Annotated in this window: 14 protein-coding genes and 1 other RNA gene; 7 read left to right on the top strand and 8 right to left on the bottom strand. The window is 36.3% G+C overall.

Annotated features, from left to right (window positions below; translation table 11 throughout):
• Positions 1-420: 420 nt before the first annotated feature.
• Positions 421-903: a hypothetical protein gene (locus B5488_RS04960; protein WP_079734250.1), complete on the bottom strand. Its 483-nt coding sequence runs from the start codon at positions 901-903 to the stop codon at positions 421-423.
• A 65-nt stretch (positions 904-968) separates the two neighbouring features.
• Here B5488_RS04960 and B5488_RS04955 point away from each other — a divergent pair, with 65 nt between their 5' ends.
• The 5 genes from B5488_RS04955 (at position 969) to B5488_RS04935 (ending at position 6510) form a co-directional block, all read left to right on the top strand.
• Entirely contained in the window at positions 969-1964 is a 996-nt protein-coding gene (locus B5488_RS04955; RefSeq protein ID WP_079733415.1) for an IS1595 family transposase, read from the top strand.
• 311 nt (positions 1965-2275) lie between these two features.
• On the top strand, positions 2276-2923 hold the full coding sequence (gene pdxH, locus B5488_RS04950; RefSeq protein WP_079734249.1) for a pyridoxamine 5'-phosphate oxidase: 648 nt from the start codon (positions 2276-2278) through the stop codon (positions 2921-2923).
• Positions 2924-2933: 10 nt separating this feature from the next.
• Positions 2934-3419 carry a SixA phosphatase family protein gene (locus tag B5488_RS04945; protein WP_079734248.1) on the top strand — a complete coding sequence of 162 codons (486 nt, stop codon included), beginning with the start codon at positions 2934-2936 and terminating at the stop codon, positions 3417-3419.
• A gap of 3 nt (positions 3420-3422) precedes the next feature.
• Complete coding sequence (ppk1, locus tag B5488_RS04940) at positions 3423-5555, top strand: polyphosphate kinase 1 (RefSeq protein ID WP_079734247.1); 2133 nt, start codon at positions 3423-3425, stop codon at positions 5553-5555.
• A gap of 58 nt (positions 5556-5613) precedes the next feature.
• Positions 5614-6510 (top strand): Ppx/GppA phosphatase family protein, encoded by an 897-nt coding sequence (locus tag B5488_RS04935; protein WP_079734246.1) that lies wholly within the window; start codon positions 5614-5616, stop codon positions 6508-6510.
• Between the two features lie 72 nt (positions 6511-6582).
• Here B5488_RS04935 and miaE read toward each other — a convergent pair whose 3' ends face one another.
• Both miaE and B5488_RS04925 read right to left on the bottom strand, forming a co-directional pair.
• Positions 6583-7164, bottom strand: a complete 582-nt coding sequence (miaE, locus tag B5488_RS04930; protein ID WP_079734245.1) for a tRNA-(ms[2]io[6]A)-hydroxylase — start codon at positions 7162-7164, stop codon at positions 6583-6585.
• Between the two features lie 2 nt (positions 7165-7166).
• Positions 7167-9002, bottom strand: a complete 1836-nt coding sequence (locus B5488_RS04925; RefSeq protein WP_079734244.1) for a DNA polymerase III subunit gamma/tau — start codon at positions 9000-9002, stop codon at positions 7167-7169.
• Between the two features lie 134 nt (positions 9003-9136).
• Here B5488_RS04925 and rnpB point away from each other — a divergent pair.
• Positions 9137-9471, top strand: an RNA gene (rnpB, locus tag B5488_RS04920) — RNase P RNA component class A.
• On the opposite strand, the gene B5488_RS04915 is transcribed toward rnpB, so the two are convergent.
• From B5488_RS04915 to B5488_RS04895, 5 genes are all read right to left on the bottom strand, one after another.
• On the bottom strand, positions 9470-9841 hold the full coding sequence (locus B5488_RS04915) for a hypothetical protein (protein ID WP_079734243.1): 372 nt from the start codon (positions 9839-9841) through the stop codon (positions 9470-9472). The two genes, rnpB and B5488_RS04915, sit on opposite strands and share 2 nt — an antisense overlap.
• 56 nt (positions 9842-9897) lie before the next feature.
• A complete protein-coding gene (locus B5488_RS04910) occupies positions 9898-10440 on the bottom strand; it encodes an RsmD family RNA methyltransferase (RefSeq protein WP_079734242.1) in 543 nt (180 codons plus the stop codon).
• 219 nt (positions 10441-10659) lie between these two features.
• Positions 10660-11655: an IS1595 family transposase gene (locus B5488_RS04905; protein WP_079733415.1), complete on the bottom strand. Its 996-nt coding sequence runs from the start codon at positions 11653-11655 to the stop codon at positions 10660-10662.
• 54 nt (positions 11656-11709) lie between these two features.
• Positions 11710-12549 (bottom strand): DUF3822 family protein, encoded by an 840-nt coding sequence (locus B5488_RS04900; protein WP_079734241.1) that lies wholly within the window; start codon positions 12547-12549, stop codon positions 11710-11712.
• On the bottom strand, positions 12536-13186 hold the full coding sequence (locus B5488_RS04895) for a hypothetical protein (RefSeq protein ID WP_079734240.1): 651 nt from the start codon (positions 13184-13186) through the stop codon (positions 12536-12538). Before B5488_RS04895 ends, B5488_RS04900 begins: the two co-directional genes overlap by 14 nt.
• 120 nt (positions 13187-13306) lie before the next feature.
• On the opposite strand from B5488_RS04895, the gene B5488_RS04890 reads away from it, so the two are divergent.
• A complete protein-coding gene (locus B5488_RS04890) occupies positions 13307-14743 on the top strand; it encodes an ATP-dependent DNA helicase (protein ID WP_079736529.1) in 1437 nt (478 codons plus the stop codon).
• Positions 14744-14783: the final 40 nt, after the last annotated feature.

Genomic DNA, 14783 nt, shown 5'->3' with positions numbered 1-14783 from the left:
GAAGATTATTTTAATTTTTGGCATAAAAGGGTCACTGATCCGTAGGGGGAGGATCAAATCAGGGTAGTTTTAATAAAACATCCGTGAATGTGAGATTTACATTTTGAAAACTTTTGGGGAAAGTTTTTTATAGGAAAGTATGGGGGATGACCTATTAGTAATGTTAATCTTGGTATAAAATTACAGTGAATAATCTTTAAAGGAGCAAATTGTCTTTTTTTTTAGATTAAAGCTTATATATTTTCGGTGAACGGTAAGAATAAAGTGAAAAATACAGGAAATCAGGGGTTTAATATTTTAAAACTAAACCTTTAATCAACGGTATATATTATTGACAACTGGTGATAACCCTTAAATTTAAACACAAAAAAACCACCCAGTAAAAGGTGGTTAGATTTTAAAAAAAGTTGGGGTACTTAGTTAGTTTTGTTCGTACATTAAAATTCTATGTTCTTCTCCTTCTATTAAAGGATGTTCTTCCAGGTCAATTTCATATATAAAACCTTCTTCTATAACTGTAAAAATATCATATTCATCCTGTACCGTATAACCTAATTCCTGTCTTGCATAATCTAACCAGGTTTGGTAGGTAGGTACATCCATTTTATTTTTATTAGAAATAACAGTTAGAAAACCGTTTTCAATTTCTATAGTATAACGACCGCTTTTACCGTTTTTACTGGTATCGTAATCTACCCACTTACCTTCATCCATTTTAGAAATTTGAAGTTCGGTTAAATTATGTGGATTAAAATCTACGGCATAAACAGCATGATTTCTGGTGTAGCTATCTGGGTTTGTCATTCCACCCGTACAGCTTCCTAAACTTATAGCAAGCATAGCTATTAAAATCTTAATAATAATCTGGCTTTTAAATTGTAAAAAATTCGTAGAAAAATTCATTTATAATATAATTTAGCTTTGTTCTAAGATGAATATGTCTTATATTTGTGTAAAACTATATAGATATGATACCTTCAGATTTCAGGGATTTTTTCGTTAATAGTCCAGCGACTGTTCAACAAGAGATAGTGGCTTCGTTGCTATCATTGTCTTTGCAAGAAAGTGAAGTAAAGGACAGCAACGAGGCAAAAGCAGTTACCTGTCCTCATTGCTCAGAAAAGCGTGTTCGTGCCAATGGCAAGCTCAAAGGCGTTCAACGCTATGTTTGCAATGGCTGTAAGAAGAATTTCAGTGAGACCACAGGTAAGTTTTGGTATAATATAAAAAAGAAAGAGAAGTTAAATCGGTATTTATACTGTTTGTTGTCGGGCTACAGTATCAGGAAAAGTGCAGAAGAGACGGAGATATCAATTCAAACGTCCTTTGATTGGAGACATAAATTGCTCACGTCATTTTCCAGTGTTTCGGTAGAAGAGTTTCAGGGCATAGTCGAAAGCGATGACCTGTTCTTTGCCTACTCAGAAAAAGGAGGACGTCATTTAGGTAGAAAACCGAAAATGCGAGGAGAAAAAGCAAGCAAAGCAGGCATAAGTGATGAAAAAGTAGCTGTAGTGGCAACTTGTGATAGATCTGGAAACAAAGACTTTAAAGTGGCCACAAGAGGTCGTATCAGTAAAGAGGATCTGAATAGAATACTTAAAGGGAAACTTGATAAAGCTGACGTACTCTGCAGCGACAGCCATAGAAGTTATGGTGCTTTTGCAAAAGCCAACACAATTGCCCATAAAAAGTTCAACACCTCAAAGGGACAGCGAACCGTAGATAAGGTGTACCATGTCCAGAATGTAAACAATATGGATATGAGATTGAGAAAGTTCATGGATTCTTTCAATGGGGTAGCTACAAAATACTTACAGAATTACTTGAATTGGTTCTTGGTACTTGAAAAAATCAAGAACTCAACCAGTAAAATGGCAACAGTTACAGCCATTGCCTTTGCTTCAAATAGCGCATGGTACGAGTACAAACAACAACTATTCAATATGCTAATTAGAACTTAGCCTATAATTTTAGTTCAATTTAAAACTCTGGGTTAGGTAAATGTTTTAAACAAAATTAAATGATATGTCTCTTTTTATGTATTATTATTAATGCTTTTAGCTATACTGCATCTTAATTAGATAAAATGTAATAAATGCTCTTTCGGCGATGTATTTTGTCGAACATATTTGCGGAATATGGAGAATACGTGCAATTCATCCTTTATCTTTCTATTTTTTTAAGTGCATTTCAACTATAAAATGTAGAATCTTATCTCAAATATTTTCCGGCTTCAGCCTAAAACTTGTAAATTGCAGCAAAGCAAAACACCATGCAAAAGAGCCTTGATAATTACAGAAAGAGCTACGGAAAAAGTGAACTTTTAGAAGATCATATTCCCTCTTTTCCACTGCCACTTTTCACCGCCTGGTTTGAGGAGGCTGAAAAGCATCCTGAAATAGCTGAAGTAAACGCTATGAACCTTTCCACTTGTGGTATTGAAGGGTTTCCAAAGAACCGTATAGTGCTTTTAAAGTCGTTTGGCGAAATAGGATTTAGTTTTTACACCAATTATAATTCTGAAAAAGCCAGGGATATTGAAGAAAATCCCAGGGTTTGTTTATCCTTTTTCTGGCCAGCTTTAGAGCGGCAGGTAATTATTAAAGGTGTGGCAATGAAAACTTCAGAAGAAGAATCTGCAGCATATTTTGGATCCCGACCTCGCGGAAGTCAATTAGGCGCCTGGGCTTCAAACCAGAGCAATATTTTAAGCTCCCGGGAAGAACTGGAAGAACACTTAAATGAAATTGAAGAAAGATACCAAAATAAAGATGTAGATAAACCGCCACACTGGGGCGGTTACCTGGTAACACCCCGAAGTTTTGAATTCTGGCAGGGTAGAAATAACCGTTTACACGACAGGATAATCTATGAATTTATAGAAAAGGATACCTGGGAACGTAACCGTATGGCCCCTTAAAATTGAAATTATGAAAAGACTAATTCTTGTTAGACACGGTAAATCCTCCTGGGCAAATAATTTACCCGATGAAAAAAGACCGCTTAAAAAACGTGCTTATAATGATGCTGAGGTAGTTTTGAAAACCTTTAAGGAATTTCAAAGTGGAAATTTAACTTTATGGAGCAGTCCAGCAGTTAGGGCAAATACTACAGCAAATCTTTTTAAAGACGCATTGGAAATACCCTCTGATAGATTCACTGTAAAAAAGGAGCTTTATACCTTTGATGAAAATCAATTATTATCGGTGATTAAAACCTGTCCCGAAGATGTAGAAAAACTCATGGTATTTGGTCATAACCCGGCAATGACGGGTTTGGTTAACCGGTTGGGCGATAAATCTATAGATAATTTACCTACTACAGGACTTTGTGTAATAGATTTTGATTCAGATTCCTGGAAAGAAATTAAAACCGGTAAAACCTTGCTACAATTATTCCCAAAAAACTTACGCTAATTTATGCCGCAAAAAAAATATTTAAACAGGGAACTCAGCTGGTTACAATTTAATGCCCGGGTATTACAGGAAGCCGAAGATGAAACCGTACCACTTATAGAGCGATTACGATTTCTGGGAATTTTCTCTAATAATTTAGATGAATTTTTTAAAGTAAGGTATGCTACCGTAAAAAGAATTGACCTCGCTGGAAAGGCAGGAAAAAGTGTTCTTGGCGGGATTAAAGCAAGTAAATTACTTGAAGAAATCACCCAAATTGTAATTGAACAACAAGCAGAAAGCTTACAGGTCTTATATGATATTCAGCATCAGTTAAAAGATCATAATATTCATATTATAAATGAACAACAGGTCTCTACTTCCCAGGAAAAGTTCATTAAGAATTTTTTCCTTTCAAAAGTAAGTCCGGCATTAGTAACCATTATTCTTAACGATCTCCCAGAAATCCCAAGTTTAAAAGACAGTGCCGCATATCTAGCCGTAAAAATGGTAATGAAAGAGGAAAAACCTCAACAAGGGATTTCCAAAGTGTTAGATAAGACTGAAAAAGACCGTAAATATGTGCTTATTGAAATTCCGCGTAGCATAGAACGATTTGTAGTGCTTCCAGAAGAAAATGGAAACCAGTATATAATTTTGTTAGACGATTTAATTCGGTATAACCTTGGGACTATTTTTAACATTTTTGAATACGAAAGTATTTCGGCCCATATGATAAAAATTACCAGAGATGCCGAGCTTGACATTGATAGTGACCTTAGTAAAAGTTTTATAGAAAAGATTTCCAGCAGTGTCAAAGATCGAATAAAGGGAGAACCGGTAAGGTTTGTTTACGATATGAATATTGCCGACGATACTTTATCCTATTTAATGAATAAAATGGGCATAGAATCTACCGATAGTATTATTCCCGGTGGGCGCTATCACAATCGGCGGGATTATATGAACTTTCCAAGCCTGGGCAGCGAAGATTTACTCTATAAACCTATAGAACCTTTACCTATTCCCGGACTTATTTTGCAAACCAGTTTGTTTGGTAGTATAGCAAAAAAGGATTTTCTCTTATATGCACCTTATCAAAGCTTTGCCTATACGGTTAAATTTTTAAGGGAAGCAGCGCTAGATCCGAAGGTGAAAACAATAAAAATCACTATCTATCGCCTGGCTAAAATTTCTCATATTGCCAGTTCACTAATTAATGCGGTTAAAAACGGAAAAAAAGTAATTGTGCAAATTGAATTACGGGCGCGTTTTGATGAAGTAGCTAATATTCGTTATGCTGAACAAATGCAGGCCGAAGGTGTGCAACTTATCTTTGGAGTCCCCGGACTTAAAGTTCATTGTAAAGCCTGTGTGATAGAGCGCGAAGAAGAAGGGAAAACAAAGCGCTATGGTTTTATTAGCACCGGGAACTTTAACGAGTCTACGTCTCGCATTTATACCGATTATACCTTATTTACCGCTCATCCTGAAATTTTAAAGGAAGTGAATAAAGTGTTCGATTTCTTCGAGATCAATTACAAGGTTAATAAATACAAGCATTTAATAGTTTCCCCGCACTACAGCCGAAATACCTTTGTAGGCTTGATTCAAAAAGAGATTGAAAATGCCAGGGAAGGAAAGCCTTCTGGCATCGCATTAAAGCTGAATAGCCTTTCAGATTATCCTATGATAGATAAGCTATACCAGGCGAGCCAGGCAGGAGTTAAAATTAAACTTATTGTACGTGGGGTTTGTTGTCTTATTCCCGGGGTAGAAGGTTTAAGTGAAAATATTGAAGTAATAAGTATTGTAGATAAATTCCTGGAGCATCCGCGGGTTTTTATATTTAAAAATGGCGGAAATTCGAAAGTCTATATTTCTTCAGCCGATTGGATGACAAGAAATCTTGACCTTCGTGTAGAAATTTCATGTCCAATTTATGATGAAGAAATTAAACAGGAAATTATTGAAACTTTTGACATTAGCTGGAACGATAATGTAAAAGCCAGGATGATTACCTCAAAGCAGGATAACGCCTACCGAAATAGCAGTTCTAAAAAACATCGTTCTCAATTTGAATTGTACGATTATTATTTAAATAAACTCCCTGAGAACGAACCGGAAAAGCATTCTAAAAAGAAAATAGATAATTAGCCTTAACCTCAAATTTTTATAAATCTCACTTAGTGAGTTTAACCGAAAATTTTAACTCGTGATTACACAAAAAAACTACGCAGCTATAGATATAGGGTCCAACGCCGTTAGGCTTCTTGTTTCTACTATTACAGAACAAAAAGGCAGGGAAGAAACAGATTTTAGGAAAACTTCCCTTGTAAGGGTTCCAATTCGGCTTGGAGAAGATGTATTTAAACAAAGTGTTATTTCAGAAAACAATATAGAGCGTATGGTAGATACCATGCAGGCTTTTAATCTTTTAATGAAATCTCACGGGATTGTAGAATACAAGGCTTGCGCAACCTCGGCTATGCGGGAAGCTAAAAATGGCGCTCAGGTAGTTGAAAAAATTAAGGCAAAAACAGGCGTAGAGATTGAAATTATAGATGGTAACCACGAAGCAGCTATTATTGCAGCCACAGATTTGCATGAACTTATTAAAAATGATTGCAATTACCTTTATGTAGATGTTGGTGGTGGTAGTACCGAATATACGCTTTACAGCAGCGGCAAGACTGTCGCTTCACGATCTTTTAAAGTGGGAACCGTACGCCTTTTAAATAATTTAGTTGAAGATGGCGCCTGGGAAGAAATGGAAAAATGGGTTAAGGAAACCACAAAACCTTATAAGGATATAGACCTGATTGGTTCTGGTGGAAACATCAATAATATTTTTAAAACCAGCGGTAAAAAAGAAGGCAAGCCTTTAAGCCTGGCTTACATAAAAAAATATAATGAATTGCTAAATTCTTTAAGTTATGAAGAGCGTGTTATGGATCTTCAGCTTAAAAGTGACCGTGCCGATGTAATTATTCCGGCTTCAAGGATTTATCTAAATTCTATGAAATGGGCAAGAGCCGATAATATTTTTGTGCCAAAAATAGGATTGGCTGACGGGATTATAAAATCACTTTATAACGGGAAAAAGAAGTAGTTTGTAGATAACAAAACCCGGGTCTCCAGTATAGGGTATCCGGGTTTTTTTAAGGTTATTTAGTTAAAAAGTCTATCCATGAATGGTTTTGTCTTTGCTGAGACTTTTCATAATTTCAGCTTCAAAATTGAGCAATTCTTCCCATTTTTTATCTACCTCTGCTCGTTCGCCATATTTTCTGGCAAACTTGAGAAACATCGTATAATGATTCGCTTCACTAATCATTAATTTGTGATAAAACTCAGCGAGTTCTTCATCTTTTAATTCTTCTGAAAGTAGCCTGAAACGTTCACAACTTCTAGCCTCAATTAATCCTGCGATTAGAAGCCTGTGAACCAACTGTGTGGTTCTACTGCCGCCTTTTGGGAAGAAACTAAGTAGTTGAATTACATATTCGTCTTTTCTATCTCTGCCTAAAACGAAACCACGTTTTAAAAGCTGCTCGTGCACCATTTTAAAATGGCCCATTTCTTCCCTGGATAAAGCGATCATTTCATCTACTAATTCAGTGTACTCCGGGAAAGAAACAATTAATGAAATTGCTGTTGAAGCCGCCTTTTGCTCACAATAGGCGTGATCTATAAGAATTTCTTCTATATTTTTTTCGGCAATATTGGCCCAGCGTGGGTCTGTGGGAAGTTTTAATCCTAGCATATCTATACGTCTAAATCAAATGTACTTCTTAGTTTATCTATTAAAGGATTTTTCTCCTTCAATTTGTTGTATTTTTCAATAGGAGTGAAGGCATATTTTTTCGCCGACTGCTCGTTTACATTAATCACCAGCCTAATTTCTGTATTCTGAAGTTTTTGCTTCAGGTAAGCCATTAATTTATTTTGCTCCCGCTCCAGGTTGATCTTCATTGTTTCGTTAGGTAATTCTATAACAATGCGATTTTCTTCCTGCAGTTTCGGTAAATCGGTTTCAAGAATGGAAGCGAGAATTTTTGAACCCTGCTTTTTTATGCGTTTTACATAATCATTCCAGGTGGCCTGCAATTGTGTTTCGCTAAACTCACCGTTGAGCACAACCTCTTTTGACGGCAAAGCTTCTTGATGCCGGGCTTCAATTTCCCGTTTTTTCTGAATACTTTTTAATGATAATCCCGAAACCTTTTCCTTTTTTATTTCAGGATCGGTTACTGGTTTTGGTTCTGGAGCAGGAGGAAGATCAGGAGCTGGTTCTTCTTTTGCTTCAGCTGCTTCGGGAACCATTGTTTCTTCTGAATGATAATTATCTTCCTTATCATCTGCACAATGGCTATTAGGCGTTTTATTTTCTCCTGAAGGCAACTGACTTTCCTTTGGAGCTTCTGCTGAAGTTTCGCCGTGTTCATTCTCGCGAACCATAACTTTTTCTTCCGAAGAAAGCATGGTAGCTTGTTTTTCAAAAATCGAAGCGGGAATTATTGATTGTTCAAACTTTTTTTTTTCTCCATCAAAAGTGATAGAGGCAAGCTGCATTAAAGAAAGTTCTACCAACAAGCGTTGGTTTTGGCTTGTTTTATACTTTAGGTCGCACTCATTCGCCAGGTCAATCGCTTTAATTAAAAACTGATGATTGGTTTTGGAAGCTTGTTCAAAATAGCGGGTCTTGGTCTGTTCTCCAACTTCTAAAAGCTGAATCGTTTTTTGGTCTTTACAAACCAATAGATCTCTAAAATGTGAAGCTAAACCGCTAATAAAATGGTGACCGTCAAATCCGCTGGAAAGGATTTCGTTATAGCTAAGCAGCAATTGCGGAATATTATTGCTTAAAATAAGATCGGTAACCTTAATATAAGTATCATAATCCAGCACATTTAGATTTTCGGTAACCGCTTGTCTTGTAAGCTCTTTTCCGCTAAAACTTACCACCCTGTCGTAAATGGAAAGTGCATCCCGCATAGCACCATCAGCTTTTTGCGCAATAATGTTCAATGCGTCTTCCTCGGCATTTACACCTTCTTGCTTGGCGATATATCCCAAATAGTTTTTAGCATCGCTTACCGTAATTCTTTTAAAATCGAAGATTTGGCAACGAGAAAGTATGGTTGGGATTATTTTATGTTTTTCAGTCGTAGCTAAAATAAAGATGGCGTGTTGGGGCGGTTCTTCTAAAGTCTTTAAGAAAGCATTAAATGCCGACTGCGAGAGCATATGCACCTCATCTATAATATATACTTTATACTTCCCAACTTGTGGAGGAATCCTAACCTGGTCTATTAAATTCCTGATATCGTCTACCGAGTTGTTAGAAGCGGCATCGAGTTCAAAAATATTAAAAGCAAAATCCTCATCGGGGCTTTGCGTACCATCGTGGTTAATCATCTTCGCAAGGATACGTGCGCAGGTAGTTTTTCCCACGCCACGAGGTCCTGTGAACAAAAGTGCCTGTGCCAGGTGGTCATGTTCAATGGCATTTCTTAAGGTATTGGTAATTGCTTGTTGCCCCACCACATCTTTAAAAGTTTGCGGGCGGTACTTACGAGCTGATACTATAAAATGTTCCATTGAAATTTATTGAACTACAAATATAAAAATAGCCTCCGTAAGTTCTAAGGCAATCGTCTATATTTTTGAACAATTAAGCCTAAGAAATCAACATTTTTTTAATCGCGATGCTTTCTAAAAAACTACCTTTGCGGGAAGCAGGCCGCCTTATCGCCAACGAATTTAATCGGTGGAGGAAATTCCGGACACCAAAGAGCGGCATAGTGGGTAACGCCCACCGGGTGCGTTTCGGTTTTCCGGAACGCAATCAGGACTAGTGCAACAGAAAGGATGTACAGGTAATGCTGTAGTGAAATCAGGTAAACTCTATGCGGTGCAATGCCATGTAAACCGGTGTTTGCAAGCTGCTCGCTTGCTACCGGAGGGTAGGCAGCTAAAGGTTTTTGGCAACAAAAACCGGAGATAAATGATAAGGGGAATCCCGGTTTACCGGGAGGAACAGAATCCGGATTACAGGCCTGCTTTTTTTATAATAATGTCTTAGCCCACGCCCGGGCCTCGTCCATATGGGAGAAAATATCAAAAGGAACAGGCGAAAATTGCTTTTCAAAATTAGCTATTTTCAAAGCTTCATAGCGTTGGCTTACAATAGCTATTCCCAGTAAGGATTTTACATCTTTTAGTTCAAAATAAATTGTAGGATTTACATTGTAATTATTCTTCCGGTCAGAGATATAAACATACTCAGCACCTTCATATACCTCGTTGCAAATTTTTAGAAGTTGTTCTACGTGTTCAATTTCAAACACTACATCGTCTTTTACTTCAGAAATAACCATCCCCTTATAAAAATTTAAAATAATATCACTAAGCTCAATTATTTTTATCCTCTCCGTCATACCATCGAATTTTTCAGCCTTAGCGGGCTGTATTTCCTTTTAGCAGAAATTAGAAATTAACCTGCATTCTCAAAAAAACTAAAAACCGAACCTCCATAACGTCGCCCTTCTATAAAGTTGGGAAGATCTGATAGATCGGTGTGTTTAGAGTGTTCAATAATTAATTGACCATTTGGATTAAGTAGGTTTTTTTCAAAAACGAATTGGGGGATTTTAGAGAATTTTTCTTTCTCAAAATCGTAAGGTGGGTCGGCAAAAATAATATCGGCCTTTACAAAAGCCTTTTCAAGAAATTTAAAGACATCACTTTTAATGGTGGTAATGTTTAAATCTAATTCCTGAGCGGTTTTTTTTATGAATTTTACACAATCAAAATTAGCATCTACTGCTGTTATTTCCTGGCTTCCACGCGATGCAAATTCATAGGCAATGTTGCCGGTTCCCGAAAAAAGATCGAGAACGCCTAATTGTGAAAATTGAAAATTATTATTCAGGATATTGAAAAGTGCTTCCTTAGACATATCGGTAGTAGGGCGTACCGGTAGCTTTTTTGGAGCCATTAATCTTTTTCCTTTATGTGTTCCTGAAATTATTCTCATTTAAACGATTTTAATGACGTTGTCTGAAAAGTTTTTAAAATCGTCATCCTGAATTTATTTCAGAGCCTGCTCCGAAAATTATTCGGAGATCTAAGATATTGACAATCAAAACATGTTAGAAGCTGAAACAAGTTCAGCTTGACGAAACTATACTTTTCAAACAACCTCTTTTAATTTTTCGAGGTTTTTTCTCGAAGGTATATTAATAGTTTTTAATGGCTAAGTTCTAATTAGCATATTGAATAGTTGTTGTTTGTACTCGTACCATGCGCTATTTGAAGCAAAGGCAATGGCTGTAACTGTTGCCATTTTACTGGTTGAGTTCTTGATTTTTTCAAGTACCAAGAACCAATTCAAGTAATTCTGTAAGTATTTTGTAGCTACCCCATTGAAAGAATCCATGAACTTTCTCAATCTCATATCCATATTGTTTACATTCTGGACATGGTACACCTTATCTACGGTTCGCTGTCCCTTTGAGGTGTTGAACTTTTTATGGGCAATTGTGTTGGCTTTTGCAAAAGCACCATAACTTCTATGGCTGTCGCTGCAGAGTACGTCAGCTTTATCAAGTTTCCCTTTAAGTATTCTATTCAGATCCTCTTTACTGATACGACCTCTTGTGGCCACTTTAAAGTCTTTGTTTCCAGATCTATCACAAGTTGCCACTACAGCTACTTTTTCATCACTTATGCCTGCTTTGCTTGCTTTTTCTCCTCGCATTTTCGGTTTTCTACCTAAATGACGTCCTCCTTTTTCTGAGTAGGCAAAGAACAGGTCATCGCTTTCGACTATGCCCTGAAACTCTTCTACCGAAACACTGGAAAATGACGTGAGCAATTTATGTCTCCAATCAAAGGACGTTTGAATTGATATCTCCGTCTCTTCTGCACTTTTCCTGATACTGTAGCCCGACAACAAACAGTATAAATACCGATTTAACTTCTCTTTCTTTTTTATATTATACCAAAACTTACCTGTGGTCTCACTGAAATTCTTCTTACAGCCATTGCAAACATAGCGTTGAACGCCTTTGAGCTTGCCATTGGCACGAACACGCTTTTCTGAGCAATGAGGACAGGTAACTGCTTTTGCCTCGTTGCTGTCCTTTACTTCACTTTCTTGCAAAGACAATGATAGCAACGAAGCCACTATCTCTTGTTGAACAGTCGCTGGACTATTAACGAAAAAATCCCTGAAATCTGAAGGTATCATATCTATATAGTTTTACACAAATATAAGACATATTCATCTTAGAACAAAGCTTTTTTAATTTGTATCTCCTGTGTTTAGCCCCAGGTTCTTGATTAAAACATAATCTTCCAATTTATTTAAACCGGTTAGCTCTTTTTCTTGATTTAAGCTGAAATTAGCTTCTAAAAGTTCCACCTGTTTAATATAATTGAAAGCAATTTTAAATAGGGGAGAAGCCTTGCTAATAGCTCCCAGCAAAATTAATCTAAACTTTTGCGGATCTAGATTAAGTTGCTCAGCCGTGAATAGAATATAATATAAAAAATCTTCTTTTTCGGTAAAACTGAAAGAATTACAAAGTAGGAGTTCACCATTTTCTATCACAACCAGTTCAAACTGCTTGTTCCTAATGTGCGCAAATATTTGTGGCCTGTCTGTTTTTGGTAATTTCAGTAAACTTTCTACTAAAACGGTATTGAGGTGCTGGTATTCAAATTCCCCGAATTTCTCAAAGAAGAAATTAATGATATTGGTATAAGGAATATAAACATTAATAATCCCGGTGTTACCAATTTCCTCGTGGGCAATGAAATCGGTTTTCAGGATTTTGGTGTTGAATTTTAAATAATCTGAAGCATTTTCTTCTTTGAATAAAGTTGCAGGAACCAAACTGAAAAGCGCATTATCAAAAATGAGTTTTACTTGTGTGGCTTCAGCAATGCTTTTTTCTTCAGCATATATTTTTTGAATTTCTTCAAGCAGTTTCACAGGGTCTACCTGTTGCGAAAAACGAATTTTCTTGAATTGTACCACTTTATTTTCCGAAGAATTTAGCGTACAAAAAGAAAGTCCATCCAGGGAAACCTGAATGGACAGTTCTAAATTTATTTGTTGTTTGCTGTTACTCGTCGCCATATTGCGTTGGCCAGTTTCCTTTTGTGTTAACCTCTTCCAGAGAGCCAACGTTAATGTAACGACCGTTAATATCGTCTACAGATTGTACCTGGTTTTGTTGCAAAATAAGGTCTTTATCTAAACCTTGCAATACAACACTTTTAGCTACTCTTGCTCTAAAAACCGCAATTTCTGAATTTCCTTTAGTAATTGTACCTGCATCAAGCTCAAATTTAGCATCTACATCATCTACCGGTACATTAATCATATTTGTATAACGCTCTTTATTTCCTTTAAATAATGAATCTTTAACAGGAACAAAGCCAAGTGTATCAATAATTACTTTTTCAATATATTCGTCTACACCATACTGTTTTTTGTATTCCTCATCTAATACAGTAGTATCACGACGTTGGGTAATTGCAAATTCTGCAGTATCTAAAAATCCTACTAATTTATCAAAATCATCCTGGAAAGATCCCACAATCTCTTTGTGAGCTAATTCTGCATTACGAATATCCTTTAAGTTTTCAACTACTTTGGCATACCGCTTTTCTTTAATTTTATTAAACTGAATTGGTTCGTAAACAGCATTAAAGGTAAGGTAGGCTAAACCAATAATAACCACCCAAAGAAGTAATTGAATTGCAAGTCTCATGCTTTCTAAATTTTGTTTTAAAATTACTAGTGTTTCACGACAAATCTACAATTTTTTTTTATTCGTAAAAGTTTCTTCCGTAAAAATCCATTCCTATCTTTGATTTTTGATAAATCTTCTATGGAAAATCTTGATGCTTCCAAATTTTATAAACTTCTTTTAAGCGATCTGGGTTTTACGGCGAAAGCAGGGCAGGATCTTGCTTTACAGCAGCTTTCCAGGTTTGTTTTAAACAATAATAAAGATGAACTTTTTGTGTTGAAAGGTTTTGCCGGAACCGGTAAAACCACTATAATCAGCACCTTGGTGAAAAATCTCTGGCAAATTAAGAAATCTGGGGTTTTATTGGCGCCTACGGGAAGGGCAGCAAAAGTAATCTCTAATTATTCGAAAAAAGAAGCTTTTACCATTCATAAAAAGATCTATTTCCCTAAAAAAAGTGGTGGGAGCGGAGTGCAATTTGTTTTGCAACCAAATAAACATAAAAACAGTATTTTTATTGTAGATGAAGCTTCAATGATCTCTGATACGCCCACAAATTCTAAATTAATGGAAAATGGAAGCTTGTTAGACGATCTTATTCAGTTTGTTTATTCGGGGCAAAATTGCCAGTTAATTTTAATTGGAGATACTGCGCAGCTACCACCGGTAAAAATGGAAATTAGCCCTGCCCTGGAAGCCGAGAAACTTCAATTTTCCTATAATAAAGAAGTACATCATATTGAGCTCGATGAAGTGGTTCGCCAGGCCGAAGAAAGCGATATATTGCTAAATGCCACAAAAATAAGACAAAGTCTACAAGACGGATTTTATGATAGTTTTCAATTTGAGCTTACCCCAAAGGCTGATGTGATTAGGTTGCAGGATGGTTATGAAATTATGAATGCCATTGAAGAATGCTACAATGAGTTAGGGAACGAGGAAACCAGTTTTATAGTAAGATCTAATAAAAGGGCCAATTTGTATAATCAGCAGATACGTTCCCGAATTTTATTCCAGGAAGAAGAAATTTCAGCCGGAGATTACCTTATGGTGGTAAAAAATAATTATTTCTGGATAAAACCCGCTTCTGAAGCTGGATTTATAGCTAACGGAGATATTGTAAAAGTTCTGGAGATTTTCGGTATAAAAGAGCTTTACGGGTTCCGGTTTGCCGAAGTACAGGTACAAATGGTAGATTATCCTAAAATGCGGCCATTTGAAACCGTAGTGATGTTAGACACGCTAACCAGCAATACGCCGTCACTTTCTTATGAAGAATCTAACCAGCTCTACCAGGAAGTGATGAAAGATTATGAAGACGAAACTTCTAAATACAAGAAATTTATGAAGGTGAAGAACAATAAGTTTTTTAATGCCTTACAAATCAAATTTTCTTACGCGATGACCTGCCATAAATCCCAGGGCGGGCAATGGAATACCGTTTTTATTGAGCAACCCTACCTGCCGGAAGGCGTTGGTAAAGAATATTTAAGATGGCTTTATACTGCCATAACCCGGGCAACCCATAAACTTTATCTTATAGGTTTTAAAGACGATTTTTTCGTAAATAAATAAATTAACACTGGCACAAAATCAAATATTAAAACCTAAATTT

This window comes from Salegentibacter salegens (assembly GCF_900142975.1).
Classification (GTDB): domain Bacteria; phylum Bacteroidota; class Bacteroidia; order Flavobacteriales; family Flavobacteriaceae; genus Salegentibacter; species Salegentibacter salegens.
Note: the sequence above shows the minus strand (reverse complement) of the source record. Positions and strands in the feature narration are given on the sequence as shown.